Source organism: Limnospira fusiformis SAG 85.79 (assembly GCF_012516315.1).
Lineage (GTDB): Bacteria > Cyanobacteriota > Cyanobacteriia > Cyanobacteriales > Microcoleaceae > Limnospira > Limnospira fusiformis.
Genome location: NZ_CP051185.1, coordinates 6,095,296 through 6,109,381, shown reverse-complemented (window position 1 = coordinate 6,109,381; position 14,086 = coordinate 6,095,296). Strand labels below are relative to the sequence as shown.

Below are 14,086 nucleotides of genomic sequence, written 5' to 3'. Positions count from 1 at the left end.
CCGCCCTCTGAAGGTTCGCCTAGGAAATGTAATAGGTAGCAGAATCTACTTCTGTGGTTGAGGGTTCCGTGGGTGTTTCCGTGGGTGTTTCCGTGGGTGTTTCCGTGGGGGAGTCTGTGGGGGAGTCTTGGTAGACTAACCGCCAAACTAAATAACCACCTGCGATCGCCAAAATCAATAAAGCCAGAATCAATACAGCCTGTTTCAATCGCTGGAGACGAGTAGCCCTCTTGTCAACAGAAGTCACAGCTTCTTCTTCCATCAAGGCGCGTGATGCTGCTGTAAATTCCGACTCTAAGGGTGGCGACTCTTGAGTGGTCGCAGTGGGTTCGACCAGAACCAATTTTTGAGGAGAAACCCCAAAATAAGTTAGAACCACCGAAACATTATCCCGACCATTTTGAGTATTAGCCACCTCAATCAAATCCCGAACCGCTGATTCTAGGGATTTTTCGCCCCGTAAAACTAAAGGCGCATAGTCCGCCCAAGTTTTCTCAACCCATTGGTTGTCACTGAGTCCATCAGAACACAACAAAAGTAGACCATCAGACTCAATGATAAACCGTTGAACTGCCGGGCGCAAAAATTCTGCCTCTCGGGTTCCCAAGGCTTGAGTTAAAGCGCCGCCATCCCGGCGTTGTTTAGCATCCCAGTATACAGCACGACCCAGACGCACTTCCCGGATGGTAACATCATCATCAATGGTCAACTGTTGACAAGACTCCGGCGTTATCCAATAGGCGCGACTATCACCGACATTAACAATATAAAGTTCATGGGCATTGTTAAAATCGAAACCAGAGCCACGTCTAGCGTGTTGTGGGAGTTGTAGTGCCATAACTAGGGTAGTTCCCATGCGCTGCTTAGATGAGCGTTCCTGCTCATCATTTTGGGCGGCAATGACATTATTAACAACTCTGGTAATTTCCTGAAGTTGATGGGCGATCATCAGGGGGGAAAGTAGGGTTTCCTGTTGCTCAACTTCCATGATGAAACTGTGAATCAAGGGCTTAATCGATTGGACAGCCAACTGACTAGCAATTTCGCCACCTTCATGACCCGCCACCCCATCACAAACTAAACTCATGTAGGGGATGAGTCTGTCATTGGGGTAAATATCGGTTTGCTTGAGATCGGTAGCTGTGGGGTAGCAACAATCTTCATTATGCGATCGCATCATACCCACATCTGTTTGACCTGCTACTGCTATATGTAAGGGCAACTCAGATGCTTGTTCTAGTAAGATCTGGTTAAGTTGAGTGGCGATCGCTTCTATGGCATCTTCTGGGCTATGGCGTAGGACTTGCACAATATCCTGTAAAGGCTGGCGGACTCTCTGATGGGCAGTTTCAATCAAAACTGACCAAGACTCAGCCAGATCTCGTAGGGTTGGTTGTATCTTACCCTGCTGATGTAACTCCCGCAATCGTACCCGCCACCCAGTTACTCGCAGGTTATGCTTAATTAGTAAACTATAGGTAGTTCCCTGCTCACACAGAGGAATCCACAATTGTAGAATCTGCCATAGCCAGTAAACTTGACGGACTGCTGTGGCTTCCGGCCATGCTTCTACCAACGAGGGGTATAAATTGCCCCGATCATCAACCGGGATATTATCCAGAAGCACAATCTCAACCATATCCTCAGCAGCAGTGAAGTTGTAAACCCCATAGACGCTGGGAATATGGAGGTGGTAAGGATACAGATACAAATAGGATGCGATCGCATCAGATAAGCGATCGGGAAGCACCGGAGGGACTCCTGGCTTAGTATCCAACCAAATTTGGGGCGCCGTCACATAGTAGCGGTTTCCAACTATTTGTCCCGATTGCATGGACTGAGCCGCAGAACCCACCGCCCACAAATAGCGATAGGTTAACGGTGTCTCACAGGTAGCACAGATTTGCTCTCCCAAGACATTGCTAGGTTTGGGACAGACCGGGTTCGTGCAGTAGATCGGGGGTGGTGATGAACTGCTGATTTGCAATAGTTTATGTAAAGACACTCTGAAGATATGTTGCCGATAGGACTCAACCAGGAAAATCAAATATAAAATAATTGTAGCTGATACATTTACGCGACATTTATCCGGCTATTGCCTGACAATGCGACGATAGCACTATTACCCGTTAAGGTAACAGAGGCGGTATCCCGCAAAGCTTTTAGAAAGATTCCAAAAGCACCGTTCCAGTCCCTGGGTAGAGTGAACCCGCACTCCGGACATCGGAACACTTTTGAGCCACCTAGCTGGGAATGCACATGACCACAGTGAGTACAGGTTTTGCTGGTGTATTCTTCCATCACATCTACAACTGTGGTTCCAGTTATTTCCCCTTGATGTCTCAGGGTTAGTTTGAATCGATAATGCGCCCATGTCAGCATGGCTCGGGCAGTCTTGGATTTGATTAGACGCTTCACCTTGGCAACCATGTTGGAAGTCTCGAAGGTCGGCAGAAAAATTATACTGTAGTTATGAGTCAAGTAGTGAGCAATTTGTTTGTGGGCTTCATCAACTAGATTGCGGATTTTGGTTCTCATTCGTTGAGCCGCTTGCCTCATCCGTCGCCTTCTTGAACGACAGGGTTCCTTGGCGATTCGGCTCATCAAATCATCCAAATGTTGACATAGCCTAGTAATGCGTCCTATATCTCCGGAGCCCAATTCCAGAAATCGTGAACCATCAAACCCGGTCATAAAAGTTCGGACGCCCGGGTCTAATGCAATCACGCCAGTAGCGTCAGTTGGGGTAACGGCAACTGGTTCAGGAAACACCGCAAACCACCGCCCCTTGGCAAAGACTAATTGAGTCCCTTGCCCGCAAGTTTTAGGGATGGGTTCGGAAACCATGAAAGTTAATCCTTTCGTTAGTCTTGGATACCAACTCCCTGAAGAGAAATTAGTATTATTGAACTTAATCCCTTGAGAGCTGTCACGACAACTTCTAAACCTTGCATCAGGACTAGCGGTCAAAGCCTGATAGGCCTCAAAGATGGCATTTTGCCGAATGTGGCCGGGTGTTTCTTTGACCCATTCGGGTAAGTCACTCTGCATCACTTTATTGCGTAACTTTAACTTGCTTAGTCGTTTACCACTCCGGGATAATGCAATTGCTTGGTTGTAGCAATACCGACAAGCGGCCAACCATTTGCGCCAGACTTGATTTAGCTCGGGGCTGGGGTAAATCCGGATCTTCTTTGACCTGAGTTTTATATTTACGCAATCCGTATAATCGGGAACTGAAGCAGTGGAGGATGGCGAGGATGTCCTCAACCATTTCTGGTTCTGGACTGAGACTTGTCTCGTTGAGAACCATGAGTGAGCAACTGTTTTGCTCACAGAGCCATCGAAACAAGTCAAATCCCCATATTGCCAATCAGTCTTTGTGGGCAACGACAACCATGCCGACATCTCCTGACAAATGATGTCCCAGTCAGGCCAGCATTTTCTTTCCCTTGAAGTTGAGCCCGCCTCCGATTTCTGAGACGACTTCTGCTTCGGGGTAGAGGTTGGACAGTGCGGCCACCTGTCGGTTGAGGTCTGACTGCTGGGCGCGGCTACTAACTCTGGCATAGATAACGACTTTGCGTTTGTCACTGCCTGATTTGGCAGTATATCACTCAACGTTGTATCGTCGTTGCCCAGCGGGGGTTCTGATGGTGTCGATTGAGCCATTGTCGTCCCATCTGCGGAGTGTTCTTTCATGGACTCCAAGGATTTAGGCCGCTTCCTTGGGTTTGACATATTTGGCAATAGGTTTATCCTCAACCCTTCTCGCTTATTATACTGTATTGCCCTAAAATATTAACCGAATTTGTGATTAAATCATGCTCCTGTTGATCATAGCAATCCATTAATCATCAAATTTGCGCTATCAACTCTAGCGCCCTAAATTACCGGGAGGCTTGTTAAATCGATGTTTGCCAATCCTACACTCGTTTGGTTGCTGGCCGGGGCCGTGTTATGTTTGATGGAGTTATTTCTTCCTACGGCCTTTGTCGAGTTTATGATGGGCGTAAGTGCCTTGGTAGTGGCTGCGATCTCTTTGATCTTGCCTAATGTTCCCATACAAATAGCTCTCTGGATGATATTATCCGTGGCATCTATAATGGTAATGCGCCGTTTATTGCCACACCGTCGGGTTGCTATCCTGGAAGAAGCAACAGAGGCTGAAACTTTGACGGAAATTTTGCCGGGACAAACCGGACGGGTAATTTATGATGGGATTTCTTGGCGGGCACGTTCCGAGGGAGAATATGCGATCGCTCCTGGACAAAAGGTCCTGGTTGTCAATCGAGAAGGAAATACCTTAATTGTCGTTCCTGAAAAGTTAATCAATTCCTAACTACTTGATTGGTCAGAAGTCTATCCTGGTCAAGCTGTAGAAATATGCTCATCCGAATTTAACACTAGAGGAAAATCAACCATGGAACAGCTATTTTTGATCATTATTTTACTCTTCGGTGGCTCGACACTGGCAGGTTCTGTCAAAATTATTAATCAGGGCGATAAAGCCTTAGTCGAAAGCCTCGGTAAGTATAATGGCCGTACCTTAGATCCGGGTTTAAACTTTCTTGTCCCTTTCTTGGATCGGGTGGCTTATCGGGAAACTGTCCGGGAACAAGTCCTTGATATTCCTCCCCAAAAATGTATTACCCGCGATAATGTTTCCATTAGCGTTGATGCTGTCGTTTATTGGCGGATTATGGATTTGGAAAAAGCCTGCTATAAGGTGAATAACCTACAGGCTGCTATGGAAAATATGGTGCGAACCCAGATCCGTTCCGAAATGGGAAAACTAGAACTTGATCAAACTTTCACCGCGCGCACAGAAGTTAATGAAATGCTATTGCGGGAATTGGATATCGCTACTGACCCCTGGGGTGTGAAAGTCACACGGGTGGAATTGCGCGATATTTGCCCTACTAAGGCGGTAATGGATGCTATGGAATTGCAGATGTCTGCGGAACGACAAAAACGCGCTGCTATTCTGGCTTCCGAAGGAGAACGAGAATCTGCTGTTAACTCCGCTAAAGGTCGGGCTGAGGCGCAAGTTTTAGCTGCTGAAGCTCAACAAAAGGCTGTGGTACTCGAGGCTCAAGCACAACGTCAATCTCAGGTTCTCAAAGCCCATGCGACGGCGGAAGCTATCCAAATTCTAACTAAGACTCTCCAAAGTGACCCGGAAGCACGGGAAGCCTTGCAATATCTGTTAGCCCAAAACTATATTGAGATGGGAGCTACTATCGGTAATAGTGATAGCAGCAAGGTCATGTTTATGGACCCGCGATCTATCCCCGCCACTCTCGAAGGTATGAGATCTCTGATTTCTGATACCCCTAGTTCTTAATTCACTGATCCCCATCGACGATTCAGATATGCACACAATGTGGTTTTTGTCAAGACTCCTAAAAATGGCGATCGCCTTAGTCCCGCAAAACTCGTGCATCGTGAATTTTTAATTTTGGTCGTAGAATAATCCTAACCCCGACATAATCGGGGCTTTAGGCTTTTTTTTTGCGCCTAGACACAAGAGGCCCTTGGTAACGATTTATCCGATGATACCATAACCCCTATAATCTCGTCAACTATTTGCGAGATATTTTCAATTAAATTGTATTAATTCTTAACAATATTTTGAAATTTAAATCCATTGAGTCGTAAAAATTAGCAAAAATTATATTTGGGGGTATTTGAGGACAAGGGATAATGGATAATTGATAATGGATAATTGATAAACGATTTTAGTAAATAGATGAATTCTGAATCTTGTATTTTTCTCGCGGGTGCGAGTCGGGGTGTAGGTCGGGAAATTGCCAATTGTCTGAGGGGAGGACAAGTAAAGGTTAGGGCATTATTACGATCGCCATCCAGCGGACCAGAACTCGAAAGAATGGGGATTGAAATTGTCATGGGAGATGCTCTCGATCTGGCCGCCGTTGAACAGGCTGTGACAGACGGGCCGGCTATTTCTGCCATGATTAGCACCATTGGCGGTTTACCGAAAGACGGTCAAAGGGCTGATTATTTGGGGAATCGTAACCTGATTGATGCAGCCGTGAAAGCTAATGTAGGAAAATTTATCCTAATTTCCTCCATTGGTAGCGGTCAAAGTGCTGTAGCTCTCCCTCCCCAGGCTATGGAAACCCTGAAATCAGTCTTGATAGAAAAGGAAAAAGCCGAGGAACATCTGATTAATAGTGGCCTCACCTATACTATTATCCGTCCGGGAGGGTTAAAGTCCGAACCAGCGACGGGAAATGGTGTGCTAACGGAGGATTACCGAGTCGCGGGAACTATCCACCGCGCTGATGTGGCGGCTTTGGCTTGCGCCTGCTTGCACTCGGATCAGGCTAATAATAAAATTCTCTCAGCTATCGATCGCCAAATGGCCTATGGTCAAACAGATTTTGAGGTTTTGGATATATAATCATCCTTGAAAATCAACCAATATTTACTTGTTTGAGGGTTGGGGACTGCATATTGGGATCGCCACTGTTCAAAGGTAGACGAATCCAAAATGTAGTTCCTGCTCCGGCGGTTGATTCAAAGCTAATCGCGCCGCCATGAGCTTCGACAATGGATTTGGCGATCGCTGTTCCTAAACCTGTTCCTCCCTGTTTTCCATAGGTGACAAAGGCATCAAATAGATGTTCTTGAATAGCTTTGGGAATACCCGTTCCGTTATCTTTAACCATAATCACCCCCCAATTATCTTGAGTGGTAGCAGTGATGATAATCTTTCCCTGTGAATTAGGAAAGGCCTCCACTGCATTGCTGACCAAGTTCTGTAACACCCGTATAATCTTGTTAAGGTCAGCTAGGACGTAGATTCCGTCAGGAATATCAATGACCAATTCTACATCAGAGGAGTGTAAATAGACTCGGTTTAACTTTTCAAACTGCTGTATAATCTCCTCTATAGCCACGGGTTTTAAGAGCAGGCTGGTGCTTCCCCGACTAAATTCTAGGACTTCTTCAGCCATTCCTAACATCCGTTGAATTTGCATGGAAATTAGATCGCACCATTCCTCGGTTTCTTCGTCCGGGTGTAGTTCCCGAATCATGGAACTAGAAAGCTGAATACCTGTGAAGGGGCTGCGAAAATCGTGTACAATGGTGTTGACCATTTCCCCCAATAGTTCCATTTTCTGCTTGTGAACCATTTGGTTGACATACTCGTTGGTGGTGTTTCGCAGTTGTTGGGTAATATAGCCGAATAGCTTGAGGACTACTTGACCCTTTGCGTCTTGGAGAATGGTGATTAGGTTATCCCGTGAGATTTTAGCTAGGGTAGCTCCCCCTAGTGTAGCGATCGCTCTCGCACTGCGTGGCTGTCCGTCTAAGACCCCAAATTCACCAAAAAAGCTATTGGGTCTAGCTACTGTTACCACCTGATAGCGATCGCCTCCTGTGGACTTACTAAACTCTACTTCCCCCGTTAGCACTAAATATAAGTAGTCGGGAACTTCGCCTTCTTCAAAAATTAGGCTTCCTTCTGGGTAGTATTCGACAATAGCCAACTGACAAAGTTTATCCGCCTGTTCTGGCTCAAAATAGCTGATAAACTGATGGGATAGTAAATCCATGAGTATGCACCTGCTCTGCCATTGATATAATAATAGGGTTATCCATTTTGATATACTAAAACAATTTATGCACTTTTCGTCAATCCTGTTTTAGCTGTCATCTATCTCCGTTAAACTTTTCTGGGATTAATTATGACATAGATAGCACCTTATCGACTCTTAATTACTATTAATATTTGTGACTTTTTGTGACTCCAGTTCCCTCATTTGATTGTCAAGATTCTGGGATTTATGGTTGATAGTTTCGCGGGTGTTTCCCGACAATTCTTGTGCCGATGAGTTGATTTCACCGCGCCGAAAGAAGTTTTGATATCCGCCGTTTTCCGCAAATCCTAGAGTTTGGCTATCTCCCCGCTGACTGAGACTTTTAAGTTGCCGGAATTGTTGATTAGTGACGGCAATTTTAGCCTGAGATTCTGTGATATCTAAATCCATAAAAATGCAGGCATTTTTGAGAGATTCAACCGGGTTATTATTTAGGGATTCATAGCTGACAAATAAAAGGCGATCGCTGTCAGTTTTTGCAGCTTCTAAATAACTGTTAATATGACCACACCATTGATTGATTAAATTCAGACAAAACTCATCTATCCCCGAGTTATTTTTCCGAAACTTAGGCGACCTTAGTTGATAGTGATAGTAGGAACAAAGACAATCAGCAGGATGTCGAAATAGGTAGATAATTCGATAATCTGAAATTAGGTCGAATGGTTCATGGGTTTTAATAATCCGAAACGGAATTTTAATCCGAGGGTTGCGATACCAGTCTTCAATATCAACCTTATAAACATCTGGGATCACATTACCTCCTGGCTGTGTTGTTTCCCCCCCCAATTGTTTAATTACATCACTAAGTAACAATCGCATCCAAGTATTACCAGAACGTGGATAGGAGGCTAGAAATACATCTGTCGGTCGAAAATACCATTGATTTACTTGGTATTTATATGCTGAGGAAAACATCATATCTAAGTGAGATATATGAACCGATGTCACCGATAATATTTGAGGTTTCAGGTGTGAGGTTTGGGATATTACCGCCACCAAAAACCCCAGAAATATGGGAATTTTTACGACACTTATTTATGTCGAATATATTCGTAAATCGACAAATACTGAGTAGCTGGATTTGACCATGAGTAGTCATATTCCATCCCTTGAATTGCCAACTTTTGAAACTCTTTGGGATAGTGATACCACAAGCCGATCGCTCTATCTAAAGCCGATTCTAGTGCCTGACTATCAGTTTGGAAAAACACATAACCATTGCGTTTTTCTTCTTCATGACAGTTGTCATAGTCTCGGTCAAACACTGTATTGAGTAACCCGCCAACCCCCCGCACCACTGGAACTGTCCCATATTGCAACCCAATCATCTGAGTTAAGCCACAAGGTTCATAATTGCTGGGAACAATAATAATATCAGCCCCGGCGTAAATGAGATGGGAAAGTTCTTCATTAAAACCAATTTCGATATGGCAATCAGGGTTATGATTTAGATGATTTTTTTCATGCAAAAACCAGTTGTTAATTGCGGTTTCCGTTGCCGAACCTAACAACACAAATTGAGCTTGGCGATAGAGGGCATAATAAATAGCATGGTGGACGAGATGAACGCCTTTTTGTTGGTCTAAACGCCCCACATAAGCAATTAAAGGTTTATCCCCGTGACCCAGCCATAATCGCTCTCGGAGTGCTTGTTTGTTTTTGGCTTTTTCCGTAAAGGTATCAGCATCATAATGATGGGGAATATAGCGATCGACTCCGGGATTCCATACTTCATAGTCAATGCCATTGAGTACCCCCCTGAATTTATGTTGATGTTCATGAATGGTATGGCCCAAACCATAACCAAAATCGCCATAGTGTGCTTCCCAAGCATGGTGGGGGGAAACTGTGGTGATGAAATTAGAATAGACGATTCCGCCTTTCATCAAATTTAGAGCAAAAGGATTAAAGGGATCTTGGAGGCGATCGTCAGCGAAATAGTAAGATTCCTTATTCAGACCGGTAGCCCACAAAACATTACATCCCGCAATGCCCTGATGTTTAAAGTTATGAATGGTATAACAAACCCGTTGATATTCCATGCCATGATACTTGTAAATCTCGAACAGTAGCACCGGAACTAGGCCAGTTTGCCAGTCATGACAGTGGATCACATCGGGCCGTTTGTTAGTCAGCAACAGAAACTCTAAGGCTGCCTTACTGAAAAAGGCAAACCGCATATTGTCATCATTGCAACCGTAGTAGCAGTCGCGATTGAAAAATAAGTCATCCGAATGGGGGTCTATGAAAAAGCATAATCTGCCATAAACCCAGCCACAGTAAACATCACAGTGTATCGCTGCACCATACCAAGGGACAACTAAATCTCGGTAGGCTTCGTGTAGTCCCCAAATATGGTCATAACGCATACAATCATATTTGGGTAGAATTATCTCTACTGCATGGCCCCGCAGTTCCAACTCTCGGCTGAGTCCGTAGACTACATCACCCAAACCTCCCGCCTTGATTACAGGGGCGCACTCAGAGGCAATCTGTACAATGTACATCTTCACTCCTCTCGTAACAAAAGTTTATGTTCTATGTTTCCTATTGAATCAGGAAAAAGCACCGATCGCTCACCAATGTAGTTTATGACTGATACATTTACGCGACATTTATCCGGCTATTGCCTGACAATGCGACGATAGCACTATTACCCGTTAAGGTAACAGAGGCGGTATCCCGCAAAGCTTTTAGAAAGATTCCAAAAGCACCGTTCCAGTCCCTGGGTAGAGTGAACCCGCACTCAGGACATCGGAACACTTTTGAGCCACCTAGCTGGGAATGCATCTGACCACAGTGAGTACAGGTTTTGCTGGTGTATTCTTCCGTCACATCTACAACTGTGGTTCCAGTTATTTCCCCTTGATGTCTCAGGGTTAGTTTGAATCGATAATGCGCCCATGTCAGCATGGCGCGGGCAGTCTTAGACCTGATTAGACGCTTCACCTTGGCAACCATATCGGAAGTCTCGAAGGTCGGCAGAAAAATTATGCTGTAGTTGTGAGTCAAGTAGTGAGCAATTTGTTTGTGGGCTTCATCAACTAGATTGCGGATTTTGGTTCTCATTCGTTGAGCCGCTTGCCTCATCCGTCGCCTTCTTGAACGACAGGGTTCCTTGGCGATTCGGCTCATCAAATCATCCAAATGTTGACATAGCCTAGTAATGCGTCCTATATCCCCGGAGCCAAATTCCAGAAACCGAGAGCCATCAAACCCAGTTATGAAAGTTCGCACACCCGGGTCTAATGCAATTACGCCATTCGCTTCAGTTGGGGTAACGGCAACTGGTTCAGGGAAAATCGCCAACCATCGACCTTTGGTAAACACCAACTGAGTCCCTTGCCCGCAAGTTTTAGGGATGGGTTCGGAAACCATGAAAGTTAATCCTTTCGTTAGTCTTGGATACCAACTCCCTGAAGAGAAATTAGTATTATTGAACTTAATCGCTTGAGAACTATCCCGACAGCTCCTAAACCTTGCGCCAGGACTGGCGCTCAAAGCCTGATAGGCATCAAAGATGGCATTTTGCCGAATGTGGCAGGGTGTTTCTTTGACCCATTCGGGTAAGTCACTCGGCATCACTTTATTGCGTAACTTTAACTTGCTTAGTCGTTTACCACTCCTAGATAATGCAATTGCTTGGTTGTAGCAATACCGACAAGCAGCCAGCCATTTACGCCAGACTTGATTTAGCTCTGGGCTGGGGTAAATCCGGATCTTCTTTGACCTGAGTTTTGTATTTACTCCGTCCGTATAATCTGGAGCTAAAGCAGTGGAGGAGGGCGAGGATGTCCTCAACCATTTCTCGTTCTGGACTGAGACTTGTCTGGTTGAGAACCATGAGTGAGCAACTGTTTTGCTCACAGAGCCATCCAAACAAGTCAAATCCCCATATTGCCAATCGGTCTGGGTGGGCAACGACAACCATGCCGACATCTCCTGACAAATGATGTCCCAGTAAGGCCAGCATTTTCTTTCCCTTGAAGTTGAGCCCGCCTCCGATTTCTGAGACGACTTCTGCTTCGGGGTAGAGGTTGGACAGTGCGGCCACCTGTCGGTTGAGGTCTGACTGCTGGGCGTGGCTACTAACTCTGGCATAGATAACGACTTTGCGTTTGTCACTGCCTGATTTGGCAGTATATGACTCAACGTTATATCGTCGTTGCCCAGCGGGGGTTCTGATGGTGTCGATTGAGCCATTGTCGTCCCATCTGCGGAGTGTTCTTTCATGGACTCCAAGGATTTTGGCCGCTTCCTTGGGTTTGACATATCTGGCAATAGGTTTATCCTCAACCCTTCTCGCTTATTATACCGTATTGCCCTAAAATATTAACCTAATTTGTGATTAAATCATGCTCCTATTTTCTCTGGTTCTAGGAGTATATGGCAATTGAGGGTCTCAAAGAAATTATTTCCAGGATCAACGGCAAAATGGCTATTCTCAATGAACTTTGATAGATTTGGTGCGCTTGCCCAAGACTTGATGTATAGTCTGAGAGTACAATATCCCCGAACTCAAAAAACCAGTTCTGTTCTCAAAGGCATTCCCTTGGGGAATTGTCCTTTTAACCAGGTTGGGTGATAGATTAGAGAACCTGTGTCCCTCCAGATACTGCTGGCAGATTCTGAGGATGATCCTGGGATCGCTTGAGTATGCGGTAGGTGGCTAAATGGTCCGGTCTGTTAACAACCTTAGTGAGTTAAACTTCCGTTTAGGAGGAACCATGGCTAAGAATGGTCTGTATGGGTATATAGGGGTTGTAGTTTCCCTTGGGATTTTGATTGGTCAACTTCCCGCAGAAGCACAACCGCCAACTGTGTTGAGCGCTTCCCATATCATCTCTCGTTACCGAAGTATGGTTGAGGAGTCCGAACAACCTGAGCTACATAAACGTATGTTGCTGCTTTCTGCTCAAAATGATTTGAAGTCTATTGTTGAAGATGTCGGAGATACCTGTCAAGCCTTGGCTTCTGGGGGGTTAACTTGGCGGCAACGTCAGGCTATTCAGGAAGAGTCTCTTCGTCAAGATATGACTTTGGACCCCCAAATACGGGAAATTTTACGCACCGATCAAAGTATTCGCAATAATTTGGTTAAGCAGATGTGTCCACAATACATTCGTTAATCGTCAGTAGCAACCGATAAAAGCTGCGTCAGTTAAACTTGGGGGACTCGTTTCTATTTACCGGGTCTGACGTACCCGAGGGGAGGTGCGTCAGTTTCAATCATCTACTCTGAGGTCGCCGACCAGAGATGCGTCAGTTTTAATTATCTACTCTGAGGTCGCCAAGCAAAGGTGCGTCAGTTTCAATTATCCGGTGATTATTGCTACTTACCAGGTCTGACGCACCCTACCAGGTCGCCAAGCAAAGGTGCGTCAGTTTTAATTATCTACTCTGAGGTCGCCAAGCAAAGGTGCGTCAGTTTCAATTATCCGGTGATTATTGCTACTTACCAGGTCTGACGCACCCTACCAGGTCGCCAAGCAAAGGTGCGTCAGTTTCAATTATCCGGTGATTATTGCTACTTACCAGGTCTGACGCACCCTACCAGGTCGCCAAGCAAAGGTGCGTCAGTTTCAATTATCCGGTGATTATTGCTACTTACCAGGTCTGACGCACCCTACCAGGTCGCCAAGCAAAGGTGCGTCAGTTTCAATTATCCGGTGATTATTGCTACTTACCAGGTCTGACGCACCCTACCAGGTCGCTGCAAAGGTGCGTCAGTTTCAATTATCCGGTGATTATTGCTACTTACCAGGTCTGACGCACCCTACCAGGTCGCCAAGCAAAGGTGCGTCAGTTTCAATTATCCGGTGATTATTGCTACTTACCAGGTCTGACGCACCCTACCAGGTCGCCAAGCAAAGGTGCGTCAGTTTCAATTATCCGGTGATTATTGCTACTTACCAGGTCTGACGCACCCTACCAGGTCGCCAAGCAAAGGTGCGTCAGTTTCAATTATCCGGTGATTATTGCTACTTACCAGGTCTGACGCACCCTACCAGGTCGCCAAGCAAAGGTGCGTCAGTTTCAATTATCCGGTGATTATTGCTACTTACCAGGTCTGACGCACCCTACCAGGTCGCCAAGCAAAGGTGCGTCAGTTTCAATTATCCGGTGATTATTGCTACTTACCAGGTCTGACGCACCCTACCAGGTCGCCAAGCAAAGGTGCGTCAGTTTCAATTATCCGGTGATTATTGCTACTTACCAGGTCTGACGCACCCTACCAGGTCGCCAAGCAAAGGTGCGTCAGTTTCAATTATCCGGTGATTATTGCTACTTACCAGGTTTGACGCACCCTACAAGGTCGCCAAGCAAAGGTGCGTCAGTTTCAATTATCCGGTGATTATTGCTACTTACCAGGTCTGACGCACCCTACAAGGGAGGTGAGAGGTAGCCGACCCGGTGCGTCAGTGTCTAATTATCAGGTTATTATTGCTTAT

General features: G+C 45.6%; 11 protein-coding genes and 1 pseudogene. 4 read left to right on the top strand and 8 right to left on the bottom strand.

The genetic code is table 11. The features are described 5' to 3' along the window. Positions 1-19 precede the first annotated feature (19 nt). From HFV01_RS28465 to HFV01_RS28455, 3 genes and pseudogenes are all read right to left on the bottom strand, one after another. Positions 20-2,005 carry a 4-Cys prefix domain-containing protein gene (locus HFV01_RS28465; RefSeq protein WP_035758960.1) on the bottom strand — a complete coding sequence of 662 codons (1,986 nt, stop codon included), beginning with the start codon at positions 2,003-2,005 and terminating at the stop codon, positions 20-22. A gap of 68 nt (positions 2,006-2,073) precedes the next feature. Beyond that, positions 2,074-3,270, bottom strand: a complete 1,197-nt coding sequence (locus HFV01_RS28460; protein ID WP_193520650.1) for an RNA-guided endonuclease InsQ/TnpB family protein — start codon at positions 3,268-3,270, stop codon at positions 2,074-2,076. Then, positions 3,179-3,715: pseudogene (locus tag HFV01_RS28455) on the bottom strand (IS607 family transposase); the annotation flags it as partial. The gene HFV01_RS28460 and the pseudogene HFV01_RS28455, both read right to left, overlap by 92 nt. A gap of 198 nt (positions 3,716-3,913) precedes the next feature. Here HFV01_RS28455 and HFV01_RS28450 point away from each other — a divergent pair. The 3 genes from HFV01_RS28450 to HFV01_RS28440 all read left to right on the top strand — a co-directional run bounded on the left by HFV01_RS28450 (position 3,914) and on the right by HFV01_RS28440 (position 6,427). Continuing rightward, positions 3,914-4,342, top strand: coding sequence for an NfeD family protein (locus HFV01_RS28450; protein ID WP_006622619.1), 429 nt, complete (start codon positions 3,914-3,916; stop codon positions 4,340-4,342). Positions 4,343-4,423: 81 nt separating this feature from the next. Beyond that, positions 4,424-5,347, top strand: coding sequence for an SPFH domain-containing protein (locus tag HFV01_RS28445; RefSeq protein ID WP_006622618.1), 924 nt, complete (start codon positions 4,424-4,426; stop codon positions 5,345-5,347). Between the two features lie 405 nt (positions 5,348-5,752). Next, positions 5,753-6,427, top strand: coding sequence for an SDR family oxidoreductase (locus HFV01_RS28440; protein WP_006622617.1), 675 nt, complete (start codon positions 5,753-5,755; stop codon positions 6,425-6,427). A 13-nt stretch (positions 6,428-6,440) separates the two neighbouring features. Here HFV01_RS28440 and HFV01_RS28435 read toward each other — a convergent pair whose 3' ends face one another. The 5 genes from HFV01_RS28435 to HFV01_RS28415 all read right to left on the bottom strand — a co-directional run bounded on the left by HFV01_RS28435 (position 6,441) and on the right by HFV01_RS28415 (position 11,916). After that, positions 6,441-7,586 carry an ATP-binding protein gene (locus HFV01_RS28435; RefSeq protein ID WP_193520649.1) on the bottom strand — a complete coding sequence of 382 codons (1,146 nt, stop codon included), beginning with the start codon at positions 7,584-7,586 and terminating at the stop codon, positions 6,441-6,443. A 159-nt stretch (positions 7,587-7,745) separates the two neighbouring features. Further along, positions 7,746-8,552, bottom strand: a complete 807-nt coding sequence (locus HFV01_RS28430; protein ID WP_193520648.1) for a sulfotransferase domain-containing protein — start codon at positions 8,550-8,552, stop codon at positions 7,746-7,748. Between the two features lie 113 nt (positions 8,553-8,665). Beyond that, a complete protein-coding gene (glgA, locus tag HFV01_RS28425; protein ID WP_008056237.1) occupies positions 8,666-10,141 on the bottom strand; it encodes a glycogen synthase GlgA in 1,476 nt (491 codons plus the stop codon). A gap of 97 nt (positions 10,142-10,238) precedes the next feature. Continuing rightward, complete coding sequence (locus tag HFV01_RS28420) at positions 10,239-11,348, bottom strand: RNA-guided endonuclease InsQ/TnpB family protein (protein ID WP_260379032.1); 1,110 nt, start codon at positions 11,346-11,348, stop codon at positions 10,239-10,241. Then, the gene (locus HFV01_RS28415; protein ID WP_071776856.1) at positions 11,311-11,916 is read right to left on the bottom strand and encodes an IS607 family transposase; all 606 of its coding nucleotides are present in this window, start codon (positions 11,914-11,916) and stop codon (positions 11,311-11,313) included. Before HFV01_RS28415 ends, HFV01_RS28420 begins: the two co-directional genes overlap by 38 nt. 445 nt (positions 11,917-12,361) lie before the next feature. On the opposite strand from HFV01_RS28415, the gene HFV01_RS28410 reads away from it, so the two are divergent. Beyond that, the gene (locus tag HFV01_RS28410) at positions 12,362-12,763 is read left to right on the top strand and encodes a hypothetical protein (RefSeq protein ID WP_006670263.1); all 402 of its coding nucleotides are present in this window, start codon (positions 12,362-12,364) and stop codon (positions 12,761-12,763) included. Positions 12,764-14,086 lie beyond the last annotated feature (1,323 nt).

Excerpts from the sequence above, each read along its gene's own strand:
- HFV01_RS28450 (WP_006622619.1), top strand. The coding sequence starts at position 3,914 with ATGTTTGCCAATCCTACACTCGTTTGGTTGCTGGCCGGGGCCGTGTTA.
- HFV01_RS28445 (WP_006622618.1), top strand. The coding sequence starts at position 4,424 with ATGGAACAGCTATTTTTGATCATTATTTTACTCTTCGGTGGCTCGACA.
- HFV01_RS28440 (WP_006622617.1), top strand. The coding sequence starts at position 5,753 with ATGAATTCTGAATCTTGTATTTTTCTCGCGGGTGCGAGTCGGGGTGTA.
- HFV01_RS28435 (WP_193520649.1), bottom strand. The coding sequence starts at position 7,586 with ATGGATTTACTATCCCATCAGTTTATCAGCTATTTTGAGCCAGAACAG.
- HFV01_RS28430 (WP_193520648.1), bottom strand. The coding sequence starts at position 8,552 with ATGATGTTTTCCTCAGCATATAAATACCAAGTAAATCAATGGTATTTT.
- glgA (WP_008056237.1), bottom strand. The coding sequence starts at position 10,141 with ATGTACATTGTACAGATTGCCTCTGAGTGCGCCCCTGTAATCAAGGCG.
- HFV01_RS28410 (WP_006670263.1), top strand. The coding sequence starts at position 12,362 with ATGGCTAAGAATGGTCTGTATGGGTATATAGGGGTTGTAGTTTCCCTT.